The sequence below is a fragment of the Streptomyces sp. NPDC034103 genome, assembly GCF_055575395.1.
The window spans coordinates 168,409-183,519 of record NZ_JBVISS010000003.1; the positions used below are offsets into that span (position 1 = coordinate 168,409).

12 protein-coding genes are annotated in these 15,111 nt (G+C 64.8%); 8 read left to right on the top strand and 4 right to left on the bottom strand.

The genetic code is table 11. The annotated features are described in order from the left end of the window. Positions 1-625 precede the first annotated feature (625 nt). The 5 genes from ACZ56U_RS06930 (at position 626) to ACZ56U_RS06950 (ending at position 7,336) form a co-directional block, all read left to right on the top strand. On the top strand, positions 626-1,729 hold the full coding sequence (locus ACZ56U_RS06930) for a hypothetical protein (protein ID WP_469083420.1): 1,104 nt from the start codon (positions 626-628) through the stop codon (positions 1,727-1,729). 29 nt (positions 1,730-1,758) lie between these two features. After that, the gene (locus ACZ56U_RS06935; RefSeq protein ID WP_469082993.1) at positions 1,759-3,108 is read left to right on the top strand and encodes a hypothetical protein; all 1,350 of its coding nucleotides are present in this window, start codon (positions 1,759-1,761) and stop codon (positions 3,106-3,108) included. 163 nt (positions 3,109-3,271) lie between these two features. Beyond that, positions 3,272-5,062: an SNF2-related protein gene (locus ACZ56U_RS06940; protein ID WP_469082994.1), complete on the top strand. Its 1,791-nt coding sequence runs from the start codon at positions 3,272-3,274 to the stop codon at positions 5,060-5,062. 47 nt (positions 5,063-5,109) lie between these two features. Further along, positions 5,110-6,012: a protein NO VEIN domain-containing protein gene (locus tag ACZ56U_RS06945; RefSeq protein WP_469082995.1), complete on the top strand. Its 903-nt coding sequence runs from the start codon at positions 5,110-5,112 to the stop codon at positions 6,010-6,012. Positions 6,013-7,138: 1,126 nt separating this feature from the next. After that, on the top strand, positions 7,139-7,336 hold the full coding sequence (locus ACZ56U_RS06950) for a hypothetical protein (protein ID WP_469082996.1): 198 nt from the start codon (positions 7,139-7,141) through the stop codon (positions 7,334-7,336). A gap of 9 nt (positions 7,337-7,345) precedes the next feature. Here ACZ56U_RS06950 and ACZ56U_RS06955 read toward each other — a convergent pair whose 3' ends face one another. Together ACZ56U_RS06955 and serS are read right to left on the bottom strand one after the other, a co-directional pair. Further along, positions 7,346-7,792 carry a glycosyltransferase gene (locus ACZ56U_RS06955; RefSeq protein ID WP_469082997.1) on the bottom strand — a complete coding sequence of 149 codons (447 nt, stop codon included), beginning with the start codon at positions 7,790-7,792 and terminating at the stop codon, positions 7,346-7,348. 1 nt (position 7,793) lies between these two features. Beyond that, positions 7,794-9,086: a serine--tRNA ligase gene (gene serS, locus ACZ56U_RS06960; RefSeq protein WP_469082998.1), complete on the bottom strand. Its 1,293-nt coding sequence runs from the start codon at positions 9,084-9,086 to the stop codon at positions 7,794-7,796. A gap of 777 nt (positions 9,087-9,863) precedes the next feature. On the opposite strand from serS, the gene ACZ56U_RS06965 reads away from it, so the two are divergent. Together ACZ56U_RS06965 and ACZ56U_RS06970 are read left to right on the top strand one after the other, a co-directional pair. Further along, positions 9,864-10,436, top strand: a complete 573-nt coding sequence (locus tag ACZ56U_RS06965) for a TetR/AcrR family transcriptional regulator (protein WP_469082999.1) — start codon at positions 9,864-9,866, stop codon at positions 10,434-10,436. A 301-nt stretch (positions 10,437-10,737) separates the two neighbouring features. Beyond that, positions 10,738-11,031 carry a zinc-ribbon domain-containing protein gene (locus tag ACZ56U_RS06970; RefSeq protein ID WP_469083000.1) on the top strand — a complete coding sequence of 98 codons (294 nt, stop codon included), beginning with the start codon at positions 10,738-10,740 and terminating at the stop codon, positions 11,029-11,031. Positions 11,032-11,056: 25 nt separating this feature from the next. Here the strand turns inward: ACZ56U_RS06970 and ACZ56U_RS06975 are convergent, their stop codons facing one another. Both ACZ56U_RS06975 and ACZ56U_RS06980 read right to left on the bottom strand, forming a co-directional pair. Then, on the bottom strand, positions 11,057-11,800 hold the full coding sequence (locus ACZ56U_RS06975) for a TIGR03943 family putative permease subunit (RefSeq protein WP_469083001.1): 744 nt from the start codon (positions 11,798-11,800) through the stop codon (positions 11,057-11,059). Further along, positions 11,797-12,852, bottom strand: a complete 1,056-nt coding sequence (locus ACZ56U_RS06980) for a permease (RefSeq protein ID WP_469083002.1) — start codon at positions 12,850-12,852, stop codon at positions 11,797-11,799. Before ACZ56U_RS06980 ends, ACZ56U_RS06975 begins: the two co-directional genes overlap by 4 nt. A 175-nt stretch (positions 12,853-13,027) precedes the next feature. Here ACZ56U_RS06980 and ACZ56U_RS06985 point away from each other — a divergent pair, with 175 nt between their 5' ends. Next, the gene (locus ACZ56U_RS06985) at positions 13,028-14,941 is read left to right on the top strand and encodes an NAD-binding protein (RefSeq protein WP_469083400.1); all 1,914 of its coding nucleotides are present in this window, start codon (positions 13,028-13,030) and stop codon (positions 14,939-14,941) included. The last annotated feature ends 170 nt before the right edge of the window (positions 14,942-15,111 follow it).

Below are 15,111 nucleotides of genomic sequence, written 5' to 3' on the forward strand. Positions count from 1 at the left end.
GGACAGGTACGCGTCCGAGGAACATCATCTTGCTGGCTTGACCGTCTACGACCCCTTCATGGGTGGGGGCTCGACCCTCGTCGAAGCTCAACGCTTGGGCGCATCCGCAATGGGTTCCGACGTGGATCCTATGTCCGTACGAATCGTGCAGTCAGAACTTACGCCGGTTGACGGCAAGAAGCTCCGGACGTACGGCCATCGTCTCCTACGTCATCTCCGCGAAAACTTGTCCTGGCTTTACCCGACAGAATCTCGCGACGAGCCCCTACATTATTTCTCGGTTGCTGAAGTTCAGTGTCCAGCGTGCGATGAAGTCGGTCCGCTGTACCGGAATCTAATCCTGGTCCGAGACCCCAAAAAGGTGGGAGCCGTCGTTCGCGATCACGCGCTCACAGTGTTCTGCCCACACTGCTGGAAGTTGCATGACCTCGACTCGACGGAACGGAAGGAGATCATTTGCTGCGGTAAGCGATCCCGCATCGCGCACGGAACATTCAGGTCCTTTGCGTACCACTGCTCATCTTGCAGTAAGAAGTCCACCCACCGCGAACTGAAAACCGGTGTTGCTCGGCGACGCATCGTCGCCGTAGAAGAGACTCAGCCCAATGGCCGCCGCCGTCTTCGGATGCCGAACATCGAAGATCAAGCCAGCCAGTCCCGAGCTAGCCAGGAATGGCAGGAGAACCGTACTGCCCTTCCGCGCCCCGAAGGAGAGATTAGGGCCACACGCTCGGATGAGCGTCCTCGCAGTTACGGAATCACTCAGTACGAGGAACTTTTCACTCCGCGACAGCTTCTGGTGCTCGGGCACGCCTTTCAATGGATTCGGGACAACGTCAAGGAGGGAGAAACTAGAAAGGCACTTGAACTCGCGATTTCTAATTGCCTTTCAACCAACAATAAGCTGTGCGGCTACGCCACCGACTATGGACGACTGTCCGCCCTATTCTCCGTGCGCGGATACTCCCTCCCTGCACTGACGGTAGAACTAAACCCTTTGCACGAAACCGGCGGGCGTGGAACCATCGCAGCCTGCATCGAACGCGTGGCTAAGTCAGACACGAAGCACATCCGTCGACACATCTGGGATTCACACAAAAACCGGCCAGTACCCAACCAGTTCTCCTTCCAGCGAAGCACAGAAGCATGCTGGGTTGGCCTAAAGAATGCCGCCTCTGCCTCCACCATTGAAGCCATAAGTAAAATCGACATCGCTGTATTCGATCCGCCCTATTTCGACTTCATTGCTTATGATGAGCTATCCGACTTCCATCGCGCATGGTTCGGAGAGCTGGAGCTTGCGGGCGAGCCACTACTACCAAGGGTGGAGGATCCTGTCCGATCCTTCGCTGCACAGTTCGCGAAATCCTTGAGGGAGATGGTAAAGCGTGCGCGAGGTGATAAACCTTTCGCCTTTACCTATCATTCCGCCAATCCGGACGCTTGGACATCCGTCGGACTCGCCTTGGATAGCGCTTCGCTGGCCGTTACGGCAATTTGGCCCATTCGCAGCGATGGACACATGGGACACCATAGCAACCCTGGCAACTGTGAGTGGGACGTTGTCGTCGTCTGCCGTCCGAAGGCAGGAACTAGAGAGCAACAATTCAAGCATGACGTCGCTTCCTGGGTTGCAATGCTGGAACCCCTGAACGTCAACGAAGCCGACGTCAAGAACTTCGAATTCGCGATCAGGATGGCTCAGCAGCGATTTGCTGAAGCCACGTGAACTTAGCAAGCTGCCGCCCTGGGGGGACCATGCTTAATTCTGCGGAACGGGCTCACCGTATTGAGCAAGAGAAGCTCACCACTGACGACAAGGCGCGGCTCTGGGTCCAAGATCAGTGGCGCAACTACGACGTGTACCGCGTCCCTGTGGAAACGCTCCTACTGAATGTGGACAACCGGCGTTTTCGGGCTGAACGAATGTGGGCTGAAGCGCATTTGGGACGGCCGCTAGACCCAGAAAACAACCCGGCCGATGAATTTTCCATCGAGTCTCTTTTGCTAGACACCTCTCACCGCGTCGAGGGCGATCAGATCGTTGGAAAGCCCACCGGTAATTCAGAGGCTCTGAAGAAAGACTGGCAGCGGCGGAAACAGGGGTCACCGCTGTGGATCAGGCCAGACGGGACTGTCCGCAACGGCAATCGCCGCCTCTCCATGATCAAAAGGTTGCAGCGAGAAGAAGGCGCTGACGGGTTGGGATGGGTTGACGCCATTATCCTGCCCATCAGTAAGATCAACGAGGCGACGCTGCTCGAGATGGAGCAGAAGGAGCAGCTCACCGAAGACTTCAAAGTTCGCTACAACGACATCGACTACTTGCTTGCTCTGCGTGAGGCTGCGGAGAACCGCGGCATCGAGTGGTACGACCCTGAGTCCATCGAGTCGGTTGCTGGCGTCCTCCAAAATATGGCGGAGAAGTCGAAGAACGAAGTCCAGCGTGATCTGTACGCCGTCAAGTACATGGACATCTTTCTTGATGAGTCCGGGCATAAAGGGCAGTACCACAAGGTATTGAAAACCCTGGAGAGATTTCGCGACATCGGTCGCATGATGCAGCAGATCGAGGGTCAGTACCCGCTGGAGGAAGCTGAAATCCTCCAAACGCTTTTCGCTGCCGTCCGCGCAGGTAAGGGCCATCTAATCATTCGCGACATGCGAACGATGTTTAAGAAGGACAAGCCTCGGTTCGACAGTCTGAGTGCCGCAGTACTCGAAGCAGAGTCCGACTGGGAGCCAGAAGGACCATCGCTTTCAGACCCTGGACCCTCAGCACTTCCCGAGAACGATACTGGCGATGAAGAGCTCGATGCAGATCCTGAGGAAGAAGGGCCAGGACCGGATGTAGAGAACTATCCAAAGGGCGAGGTAAGTAGCGCCATCGATCTGGCCCTTGATAGCTTCAAAGCATCGCGACAGGACGATGTCGTGCAGGTGCTGCAGGAAGTCTGCAACCGTCTCGAGGCTCTAGGCGACGGGGATCGTCTCAGCGCCGCACTTGCTAGCGAGGATGGCGCCCTGGTCAGGAACAGTCTGACCAAGGTACTCCAGTGGGCCGATGACAACAGGCAGCTGACTGACCGGCGGACCGGACGTGAATAGTTCCAACGAGGTTACCCTCGAATTTGAGGGCGATGCCCTGCTCGTGCTAAGCGCAGCGCTCCACACTGATCGCCGAGCCCGCCTGTTCTTCCGAAGTATCCTTGGGGCCGAACAAGTCGATGATGGTTACCGCTGTCCGCGGAGAAGGGTGAGCCTTTCTGCGTTGGCTCTCAGAGTCTACGACTGGCTCTTCGCTCACGGTTGGGAAGCGGTAGGTGCGGGGGACGCCAAGACAACGGTGAGCTTGGAGCTGGAGCGCCGGCGCAGCTTCGTCAGAACGAAAGAGGCTGCTCAAGCGCAGAAGAGCGAAGGGGCAGAGTTTGATTTCTCGCCTGTCGACCTCGCACTGCGGCAATTTGGGTGGTCCGCCCAACGTGAGCTCCGACCCCACCAGCGTGCTGGTGTAGCTCACGCACTGACTGCGATTAACGTCGGAAACTTCTCCGTTCCTGGAGCTGGCAAGACCACCACTACCCTTGCTGCGGCTGTGACGCATTTGCAGTCGAAGACAGTCAATCTGATTGTGGTAGTTGGCCCATTGGCATGTTTCGATCCCTGGGAAAGCGAGACACGTGCTGCGGTGGGCTCGCTGATCCGGACCCGGCGGGTGCGGGGTACAGCACGTCAACGGCAAGTTACGTATCAGCAGACTAAAGCGAACGACTTGCTGCTGATCAGTTACCCGACTGCCGCAGCCGACCAAATGCTGCTGCTGGACTTGTTCGACAGTCACGATGTCATGTTGATTGTCGATGAATCGCATCGCGTGAAAAGATTTCGCGGGGGAGTTTGGGCGCCAGCTCTGGTAGAGCTAGCCAAGCAGGCCAAGGTGCGAATGGTCCTTTCTGGGACGCCGATGCCTCAGTCTGGGCGAGACCTCTACAGCCAGCTCAATATCCTCTGGCCTGATGGGCAGTTAACTGGCACGAGAGATGCCTTCGCTGCACAAGTTGACAGCAGATTTGATGATGTCGTTCGCGAGGTCATGCCTTTTGTCTCGCGAACTCCTAAGTCAGCCCTAGGACTCCCGCCTTACACCATCCAACATCACGCAGTAGAACTGTCGGGCACCCAGGCTGAAATTTACGAGCTGATCGAAAATCGCTTGCGGCAGCGCATTTCCGATGCAGCTACGTGGCAGGACAAGATAGAAAGTCTCCGCCGTGGTCGCCCGATTCGACTACTGCAAGCAGCATCAAACCCCCTAACTTTCTCATCCAAAGACACATACTTTCATCTGCCCGAATTGAAAGACAGGGCCCCAACGCTCATGGAGCGCCTGATAAGCTACGGCTTTTCAGGCGAGGTGCCAGCGAAGTCCGCCGCAGCTATCGATCTAATTAGGAAGATAGCCGAGAGAGGCGAGAAGGTGGTGTGCTGGAGTAACTTCGTTGTCAATCTGGATCACTTCAGAAGCCTCGTCACTGAGCTGCTAGGTGTTCCTTGCTACCAGATTGACGGCCGGGTTCCAGCAAGTCAGGACGCCTTGCACTCCGGACGAACGTCCGTGGCAGAGACGGCTGGAGATGAAGATACTCGTGAAGCGGTAATCCATAGGTTCCTGCAGGAACAGGGTCCAGCCGTATTGGTTACAAACCCAGCATCGTGTTCAGAGTCCATTTCTCTGCACACCTCGTGCCGCAATGCCATCTATCTCGATCGCACCTATGACTGCGCCATGTTCTTGCAGTCTATCGACCGCATCCATCGACTGGGTCTACCGGCGAATGCCAGAGTGAACATCCATATCATGGATGCCTTCCTGGATGGCCGAGAGACTGTGGACGCACTTGTCGAAGCTTCACTTACGTCGAAGTCTCGTCGAATGCAAAAGCTCTTGGAAGGGGCGGAGATTCTCCCGATTGAGCTTTCAGAGGATCCATCCGTCGACGCTGAGGGCAACACGGAGGACCTGGAGGCCTTGCTCCGCTACTTGTTGGGTCAGGAAGAATGATGACTCGGGATCTGAGTGGCTGGATGACAGCAGCCAGAGTTGATCGAATGCCGATCATCCTGACCTGTATTCGCAAATATCCTCCACCGGGAATCAACTCAGCAGACGCTCATAGATATCTGTGGCGTCATTGCGGGGGTCCGATGAGTGAGATCTCTACGCTATTGGAGATCTTGGCTCAAGTGGGACTTGTTGAATACGAGGATACTTGGCTGCGAATCACTCGGAGCGGAGTAAAGATAGCCACGCAGGACCACCAAGTTGGCGGGCGCATTCTCGGGAAGACCTTGATCCAGGCAGGCATCTTTGCTGGTCAAGTCCGCCGACTGCTCGAAGTGAGTCAAGTCGATGAAGCTGGCACTCTTGTGTGCCCGAGGGATCTCGCGTTACGAGTTGCTCCTCAACTCACTGGAATTCTCCGTCGTTTTTCAGCAGTCACCTTGAGCATGGAGCTGCGCGTAGAGGCCAGCATGGTGGCTGACCTGGGTGATGTCTGGTCGTTGCTGCCAGCACCCGCGAGTCCGAAAATAGACACCAAAAAAGATATGGGTAATCGGGGAGAGCTGTACAGCTATCAATACTGCCGCATGAATTCATCCGACAGTTCCAAAGTGCGATGGGTGGCGAGAGACGATGAAACCCTTGGGTACGACATCGAGGACCTCAACTATACGCCCAGACGCCGGATTGAAGTAAAGTCGAGTGGTGACGGAAAAGTTCGTTTCTTCCTCAGTCGGAACGAATGGAACGTAGCACATGAGCTTGGAGAGCACTATGAAGTGCATTTTTGGGGTGACGTATCGCTAAAACTTCCAGTGCAGCAAGAATTCGAAAAGCTAATGAAACTAGGGTACCCAATCATACTCCGAGGGATCAGTGACTTGCTGGCCTCTGGTCGTCTCGCTGTTACCCCCACCCAGTATCTCGTTACACACTCGGACAATGATTGATGCATGATCCATAGCGCAGCATTCGAACTCCTCAGGCGACAAGAAGTGGCCAGCGCTGCGAGCAGACGACTACATAGTCGAAAAACCCACCTCAGCCTGTCGTCGATCTCCGAGCCATAACCACGCTTCCTGGCGGCGAATTCTGTCGCAACGCCGACGGTTGCGGACTATCCGTGGACGATCGAGCTGCTCACAGCAGCTGGATGCACTGCGAGCTCATGGAACGGCGGAGACACATACGGCCTCCGGAGCCGTGTGCACCACAGGCCAGCTGATGAATCGTGCGCCGGCGGGGTGACGTGAGCAGGCGACCTGTCCGTGGGCCCAGGTCGCACTAAATGCTGCGCACCGGGAACAGCATCGAGTGAGTGTCTAACTGCGTGACAACGCCGACGAACAACGGCGAACGAGCGCGGACGTCTGCGGACCGTCAGCCCAGGTGGGAGCCACCCCTGTCCAAGGCGCAGCCCCCGCCCAAGTTGCTTCGGGACGAAGAGGTCGTGGGTTCAAATCCCGCCACCCCGACAGCCGACACATCAGGTCAGGTCAGGTCCGGTGCTGAGAGATCAGCGCCGGGCCTGATTTGCTTTATGGGACCAGTTTGGGAGCCATTTGGGAGCCGACCTCAGTGAGCGGCTCCCGGACGGCTCCCCCGAGTCCTAGCGCCAGGGGAGAGACGAGCGTCCAGCCGACCTGGGCTTCCACCCCGCTTCAGGCATCGTCGCCTCCGACTGTCAGTGGCAGTCCTTGCTCTGAGACGTGCTCGGCCGCACAAGAGAGGTTCCGCGGTCATCGTCACCCTGCGCAACCAAGCCAACGTCCAGGTGATGACGCGTAGTCGAGACTTTCCGACTGCGCGATCGCTTCGGCGAGCCTCCGCGCCGCCGTCTCATCGTCCTCCCGCGGGCCCACGACGGTGACCGCGCCCGTCTCGTCACACAGAGCGGCTTGGGCGCATGTCCCATCTCGCCAGGTCAGAGCGGCCATAAGAGTCCCGGCGCGGAGGGATTCCGAAGACGGCGGCCCCGGCTTCCACGTACGCACGGGTGTACGTGTAGACGAACACGGACGCATCGGCGATCGCAGCAGTCTTGTCAGGGCCGCCGAGTTCCCCGATCCACTTCACATGGTCGGCCGTGAGGAGGCGCTCGTGTCGGCGTACGTACTCCTCGTCGAAGACGGGACCGACGATCTGGAGGCGGCGGCCGAGGATCTGTGCCGCCCGTACCGCAATATGCGGGGCATTTTCCTCGTCGACCCGGCCGAGCCAGACGAGGTCGGTACCAGCGGTGGCGGGAGGCTCCTCTCACCGAGCCCGAGGTGAACAGCGAGTTCAAGGATTGGCCGGTGGCCGGCGTACCGCTCGGTCATCTGGGCGAGTAGCAGTAGAGCCGGGCCGCGCCCCCTGGCCGTCGAAGGCGGTGGCGGTGTGCTCGAAGACTGGCGAGTGCTGGAACGTGGCGACGTCGCAGTCCAGCTCGCGCCATGTACGGGTCCAGGCCGGGAGCGACGGGTACTCGTGGCCCACGACCAATAGGTCGTAGCCGCTATCGCGAAGCTCGCGCTCGGCGAGCGATCCGGCGGTGATGTTCTCCAGGCGGACCGGCCGACGGACCCAGTCGTTCTCCAGATCCGTTGGCCAACCCGGCCCGAGGAGGTGTACGTCGGCGCCTGCGGCTCGGGTGCCTACGGCGACCGCCCACAGCCATCGTTCGATCCCGCCGTAGCCGGCGGGTGGGAAGGCGTAGCTACCGGGGAAGTCGCAGACGCCGACGAGCACGTTATGCCTCCGGTTTTCCGTCGGCCGAGATACGGCGGAAGCCGAGGTACGGGACGAGCGATTCGGGCAGGACGATGGAGCCGTCCTGTTGCTGGCACTGCTCAAGGAGAGCGGCCAGGGTGCGGCCGACGGGGAGGCCGGAGCCGTTGAGGGTGGCGACGAGCTTGGGCTTGCCGTCCTCGCCGCGGGTCCGGATGTTGGCCCGGCGGGCCTGGAAGGTGCCGAAGTTGGAGACCGAGGAGATCTCGCGGTACGTGTTCTGGCTCGGGATCCAGACCTCGATGTCGTAGGTGAGCTGGGCGGAGAAGCCCGTGTCACCGGCGGCCAGCTTGACGACGCGGTAGGCGAGGCCGAGTTCCTTCAGGCATGCCTCGGCGTGGCCGACCATCGTCTCCAGCGTGGCGTCCGCGTCCGCCGGGTCGACCATCTGGACGATCTCGACCTTGGCGAACTGGTGCTGGCGGATCAGGCCCCGGGTGTCACGGCCGTACGAGCCCGCTTCAGACCGGAAGCACGGTGTGTGCGCGGTGAGCGCCAGCGGCAGCTCGGCCGGAGGGATGATCTCGTCGGCGTAGAGATTGGTCAGCGGTACCTCGGCCGTCGGGATAAGGAACAACTCGCGGTCGGCGACGCCGGTCTTGAACAGGTCCTCCTCGAACTTCGGCAGCTGCCCCGTGCCAGTCATCGTCTTGCGGGTCACCAGGTACGGGACCGCGTGCTCGACGTACCCGTGCCGACGGGTGTGCAGGTCGAGGAAGAGCGTGGCCAGGGCACGCTCCAGTGCTGCTCCGGCGCCGCGCGAGACCGCGAAGCGCGGGCCGGACAGCTTCGTCGCCCGAGCGAAGTCGAGGATGCCGGTGGCCTCGCCGAGGTCGACGTGGTCCTTCGGTTCGAACGGGAAGGCCGGCGGAGTGCCGACCCGACGGACCTCGACCGCGAACTCCTCGGAGTCGCCGTCCGGGGCCGCGTCGTCCGGCAGGTTCGGGATGCTGAGGAGGAGGTCGCGGAGCTGTTCCTCGACCTCCGCCTGCCCGGCCTCGATCTCCCGGATCTGGTCCTTCAGCTCGCGGGCGCGCTCCTTCAGTTTGGAGATGTCGCCGCGCTGCTTGGCCGTCTGCTGGACCTCACTCGCCACCCGCTTGGACTCAGCCCGCAGTTCGTCGGCCGAGCGGATGTTCTGGTTGCGCCGAGACTGGAGGGACTCCAGCTCGGACAGGTCCAGAGAGTAACCGCGACGAGCGAGCCGACGAACCGCTTCGGCACCCATTTCAATTAGGGCGCGGGCATCATGCATGAGGAAGATCCTTTTGATCCGGCTGGTGGGATACGGAATCGACCGTAGCAACGCCGAGCCCTCACCGATCCGGAATATGTCCGCGCCACCGCGGTCGGCGCGACCTCCGGGAACGTCCCTGTCGAGATCACTCATCAGCGCCGTGATCCAGTCCGGCAGCTCGTCGTCGAGTATGGCGATCGGCGCCGGGCCACCGGGCCAGGGGTCGGCGAGCACGGGGAGCGGCCGTCTGCCTCCTCGGCGCGGGCGTACGCTGCGCCCACATCGCGGCTTCGAGCGGGGATTTCCTCAACCGCGTCTGGGAAGAGCAGGTACTGAACCTTGAGGGCCGCGTGGTCGAATGGGATCTGGCGAACCATCGTCTGGCATCCGCACGGCTGCAGATCCTCGCCCACGACGCAGGGCTACTGGCCGCGCTACGAGAGGTCAACGACGCCGGCCAGGCTTTGGGAAGAGCAGTCGTGTGATCGGCAAGCGCCTGGAGCGCCCTTGACCCCCGCACCAATCGGGGCTGGGAACAGCGGGGCACCACAGGAAGCGCAGGCGTCGCCGAGGACGCCGCGGCGCGGCCTTTCGCTGAGGTCAGCGCCCAAACCGGCCATGAATGATCGCAGCTTCCCAAGCTGCGAGCGCGACCTACGCACCATCCGCGCCAGGGCGGCGGCCATGCACCCAAAGCCCTCCGAGGGCGTGGTTCGAATCCGCTACCCGACGCGGTACGGGCGTATGGATCGAGCGTCTCAGGCGGTCGATCCAGGGCGCTGTTAAGGTCCCCGCATGGGGAATCGTGAAGCTCTTCTCGTGGGGGCCAAGGCGTGTTTGCGGGAGAAGGGGTATGACCGGAGCAGTGTGCGGGACATCGCTACCGCTGCCGGGGTGAGTATGGCTGCCATCGGGTATCACTACGGGTCGCGTGAGGCGTTGTTGAATCAGGCGCTCTTCGCGTTGCTCGATGAGTGGGGGGACGCCATGGGGCGGGCCCTCGTCGTCGATGCCGAGGGGTCCGCGCGGCGGCACTTCGCCGAGCTGTGGCAGAGCCTGATCGATGACTTCGCCGCCCATCCCGATCTGTGGCTGGCCTCGGTTGAGCTGTTCATGCAGGCGCAGCGGCAGCCGGAGTTGCGGTCGGCGCTCGCCGACGGTGTGTCCCAGGGGCGGCGTGGGATGGCCGCCATCCTTCGGGGCGTGTCCGAGGACCAGGTGCCCGAGGACTCCGTGCGGACCCTGGGAAGTGTGCAACTCGCCCTGATGTCGGGGCTGATGATCCAGCACCTCGGCGATCCCGCCACCGCTCCGACGGCCGAGGAGATCCTCGACGGGGTGCGTGCCCTGGCCGGGTACGCCGACTGACCGCCCCCGGACCCCGGTACGCCGGACCCACCCCGTACGCCGGACCCACCCGGTACCCCGGGCCCGCCCGGTACGCCGCGTGCGCCGACTGACCACCCCCGGGTCCACCCGGAACGCCCGGTACGCCGACTGACCGCACCGGGCCCGCCGGCCCCGCCTGGCCCCGCCTGGCCCCGCCGGCCCCACCAGCGCCGACAGGCCCCGCCACGCACCCACCTGGACCTCCACGTCCACCAGAGCCGCCGGTCCGCCGGCACCCCCCGTAGCCTTGGCCGCAGGCGCACCCCCGAAAGGACCCCGCATGATCATCTTCGGCACCAAGGGCTACCTCTACCAGCTCGCGATACTCACCCTCGTGTGCGGGCAGTGCGGCAACCCCTCCGCCCATACGCTCCGCAAGCGCGTCACCAAGTTCACCTTGTTCTTCGTGCCGTTGTTCCCGTTCTCGACGAAGTACTCCACGCAGTGCACCTTCTGCGGTGCGGAGCAGAAGATCACCGGTGAGCAGGCGGAGCAGCTCCAGGCGCAGGCGCAGGGCGCCGGTGGGGGGCAGCAGGCTTACGGCCAGCCGCACCAGCAGCCGTACCAGCAGTGAGCGCTCTCGCCCGTCTCGCCCGCCCTCACTTGTTCCACGTCTCGTCGTACGGGTCCGGCGGCGCCGTCACCGGGCGGGAGCTCGTGACCTTCAGATACGGGATCGGGCCGTCGTTGACCGGATCCTTGGTGCGCTCCGGCGTGTAGGTGCCGGTGACCTCCAGCCAGGCGTCCGGGCGCAGGACGGGCGGGATGGTGCCGGTGAGGGCGATCTTCACCGGCTGGGCGTCCGCCGCGCAGCAGTTGAGGGCCATGCGGACCAGGTAGGGGTGCCCGGCGGAGTCCATCGCGACGAAGCCGGTGACCTTGATCTCGCGGCCGGCCAGGGACTTGCCGTGGTCGTAGACCGCGCGGCCCGCGTAGTCGGCGACCCCGAGTCGCAGCGGGCCGTCGGCGGGCAGGTCCTCATAGCCGTACGCCTGCTGCAGGGCCGTACCCGTGCGCATCGCGCTGTACGAGCCGAGGGCCGGCGGGGCGACCAGGACGAGGGCGAGGAGGGGGAGGATCAGAAGCCAGGACACCCAGGGTTCCGGATGATGGTCCTCGCCATGGCCCCCCTGGCCCCCCTCACCCCCCACGCGCTCCCCGCCCGAGCCCCGCCGCTCGTACCACAGCGTGGCCACCGCCGCTGCGATCAGGACCGCTCCGGAGAGCAGGAGCAGCGGGCGCAGGCCCGCCTTGACGTAGCGGAGGTAGAGGTCGGTGCTGCCCGCGTGCAGCAGGGTCGCGCCGAGCAGGAACATGACCGCCGACTGCGCGTGCCGGTTCACAGCAGCACCGCCCCGACGGCGACCGACACCAGGACGGCCAGGACGAACGTGGCGGGGGCGAACCGCAGCGCGAAGCCGCGGCCGAAGGTGCCGGCCTGCATCGCGAACAGCTTCAGGTCGATCATCGGGCCGACCACCAGGAACGCCAGCCGCGCGGTGAGCGAGAACTGCGACAGCGAGGCCGCCACGAACGCGTCCGCCTCCGAGCAGATCGACAGCAGGACGGCCAGTACGGCGAGGGCGAGCACGGAGACGAACGGGTTCCCCGCCGCCGTACGCAGCCACTCCTCCGGTACGACCGCCTTCAGCGTCGCCGCCGCCATCGCCCCGATGACCAGGAATCCGCCGGCGTGCATCACGTCGTGCCGGACCGAACCCCAGAACGCCACTCCCCTGCCCTGACCCTCGTACGACGCGCGGGCCGGTGGGCGCAGCCAGTCGGCGCGGCCCACGCGCAGCCACAGCCAGCCCATCGCGCACGCCACGACGAGGCTGGCGACGAGACGGGCGAGGACCATCTCGGGGTCGTTCGGGAACGCGACCGCCGTCGCCGTCAGCACGATCGGGTTGATCGCCGGGGCGGAGAGGAGGAAGGCGAACGCCGCGGCGGGTGTGACGCCCCGGCGGACCAGCGCGCCGGCCACCGGGACGGACGCGCACTCGCAGCCCGGCAGCACCGCGCCCGCCGCGCCCGCCACCGGCACCGCCAGGACGGGGTGCCTGGGGAGCACGCGGGCGAAGAAGGACGCCGGTACGAACACCGCGATCGCCGCCGAGAGCAGCACCCCGAGCACGAGGAAGGGCAGTGCCTGCACGACCACCGCCACGAACACCGTCATCCAGCTCTGCATCACCGGGGCGGCGAGCGCCCCCCTGATGGGGCCCTGTAGCAGGAGCACCAGGAGGAGGAGCATCGTGAGCAGGAGGGGGGAGTCGAGGTGGCGCGCCCGCCGGTCCTCCAGGGGGCGGGCCTGCTGATCGTCGGGCGGGGGCGCGCCAGGTGGGGCCGGGGGTGCCGGCGCTCGGTTCGGCGGCGGCTTGGTGGTGGCCACGGGCGAGGTACCTCCCGAAGGGTGCTGGTTTCCCTCCCCTCCAGTACGGCGGGCGGGGTGCGGACGTTCAGTCGCGACCTCGGTGGTCTGTGGCACCTGTCGTCCCGGTGCGGCACTCTTCTCCCTTGTGGGGAGCGTTCCGAATCAGGGTCAGCACAGTGCCGCCGCCACGCACATGGTGGTCTGCGGCGACGACGGGCTCGCGCATCGGCTGGCCGCCGAGTTGCGGGGCGTGTACGGGGAACAGGTCACGCTGGTCGTGCCGGCGTCCGAACGGAGTGTGCGGCCGCCGGTCGTCGGGCGGGCACGGGCCGCCTCGGCGGCCCTGCTGGACCGGATGGTGAGCGCCGCCGGCGGAGGTGGTCGGGCCGGTTCGGGTGAACCCCCCGGTGGCGAACGGCTGTTGGAGGCCGGTGAGGCGACCGAGGCGGTGCTCGCCGACGCCGGGGTGGAGCGGGCCGCCGCCCTGGCGCTCGTGTACGACGACGACGAGACCAACATCCGTGCCGCGCTGACCGCCCGGCGGCTCAACCCCCGCCTGCGGCTCGTACTGCGGCTCTACAACCGGCGGTTGGGCCAGCACATCGAGGAACTCCTCGACCAGGCGGCGGCCCTGGCCTCCGGTGACGGCACGGACGCCGACTCCGCGTCCGGCTCCGCCCTCGACGCCTCCACGACCGTCCTGTCCGACGCCGACACCGCCGCGCCGGCGCTCGTGGCCAGTGCCGTCGCCGGAACCAGCAAGGTCGTACAGACCGACGGGCTGCTGCTGCGGGCGGTGGAGCGGGCACCCGGAAGCGGCGGTGCCGGACTCGCCACGCTGGCGCTGCTGTCCCCGAACGGCAACGGCACCGCGGGGCCCGACGGCTCCGATCCGGGCGGCACCGGCGAGCACGGCCCCGAGCTGCTGCCGGACGCGGAGGCGGTACGGGCGGCCGAAGGGCGCGGGACCGTGGTGCTGGAGCAGGTGTCGTACGCGGCGCCCGACGGCTCCGCGGGCCGCGGCGTCGTGCCCCCGTTCGCCTCGCTCTTCTCGCGGCGGCTTCGGTGGTCGCTGGCCGGGATGGTGGGGTGCGTGGCCGCGCTCGCCGTCGCGCTGACGGTGGTGACCGGGGAGCATCCGCTGTACGCGACGTACATGACGCTGCTCGATCTCTTCGCCATCAACGATCCCGCGCTCGGGGCGTCGACCGGGCGTCAGGTGCTTCAACTCCTCGCCGGACTCGTCGGGTTGCTCCTGCTGCCGGTGCTGCTCGCCGCCGTGCTGGAGGCACTGGGGACGTTTCGGACCGCGTCCGCCCTGCGCAAGCCGCCGCGGGGGCTGGGTGGGCATGTGGTGCTGCTCGGGCTGGGGAAGATCGGGACCCGGGTGCTGACGCGGCTGCGGGAGCTGCACATCCCGGTGGTGTGCGTGGAGTCCGATCCGGAGGCGCGGGGGCTCGCCACGGCCCGGCGGTTGCGGGTGCCGGTGGTGCTCGGTGACGTCACCCAGGAAGGGGTGCTGGAGGCGGCGAAGGTGCACCGGGCGCACGCGTTGCTCGCGGTGACCAGTGCGGACACGACGAACCTGGAGGCCGCGCTGTACGGGCGGTCCGTGCGGCCGGACCTACGGGTGGTGCTGCGGCTGTACGACGACGACTTCGCCACCGCGGTCTACCGGACCCTGCGGGCGGCTCATCCGCAGGCCTCCACGCGGAGTCGGAGTGTGTCGCATCTGGCCGCGCCCGCGTTCGCCGGGGCGATGATGGGGCGCCAGATTCTGGGGGCGATCCCTGTGGAGCGGCGGGTGTTGTTGTTCGCGTCGGTGGAGGTGGGCGGGCATCCGCAGTTGGAGGGCAAGACGGTGGGGGAGGCGTTTCGGGCGGGGGCGTGGCGGGTGCTGGCGTTGGACACAGCGGCGTCCGGGCGGCGGGAGGAGACGACGGTGGCGGGGGCGTACGAAGAGGTCGGGGCGGGTGGGGGGTTGGTGTGGGATCTGCCCGACACGTATGTGCTGACGGGCGCGGATCGGGTGGTGCTGGCGGCTACGCGGCGGGGGTTGGCGGAGTTGTCCGGGCGGCGGGGGCGGCGGGAACCTGCCGGGGCGTAGGCGGGGCGCCGGGGGGTTTTCGCCCCCGCCGCCCCTACCCGTCCCGTCCCCAGGGGCTGCCGCCCCCTCGGCCCCGCCGCCCAGGGGGCTCCGCCCCCCGGACCCCCGTCGGCCCTGAACGGGCCTCGTCCTCAAACGCCGGACGGGCTGAAAGACATACGCCGGACGGG

Coding starts and splice junctions, on each gene's coding strand:
- ACZ56U_RS06950 (WP_469082996.1), top strand. CDS start 7,139: ATGGTCGGCCGTGAGGAGGCGCTCGTGTCGGCGTACGTACTCCTCGTC.
- ACZ56U_RS06965 (WP_469082999.1), top strand. CDS start 9,864: ATGGGGAATCGTGAAGCTCTTCTCGTGGGGGCCAAGGCGTGTTTGCGG.
- ACZ56U_RS06985 (WP_469083400.1), top strand. CDS start 13,028: ATGGTGGTCTGCGGCGACGACGGGCTCGCGCATCGGCTGGCCGCCGAG.
- serS (WP_469082998.1), bottom strand. CDS start 9,086: ATGCATGATGCCCGCGCCCTAATTGAAATGGGTGCCGAAGCGGTTCGT.
- ACZ56U_RS06970 (WP_469083000.1), top strand. CDS start 10,738: ATGATCATCTTCGGCACCAAGGGCTACCTCTACCAGCTCGCGATACTC.
- ACZ56U_RS06945 (WP_469082995.1), top strand. CDS start 5,110: ATGCCGATCATCCTGACCTGTATTCGCAAATATCCTCCACCGGGAATC.
- ACZ56U_RS06930 (WP_469083420.1), top strand. CDS start 626: ATGCCGAACATCGAAGATCAAGCCAGCCAGTCCCGAGCTAGCCAGGAA.
- ACZ56U_RS06935 (WP_469082993.1), top strand. CDS start 1,759: ATGCTTAATTCTGCGGAACGGGCTCACCGTATTGAGCAAGAGAAGCTC.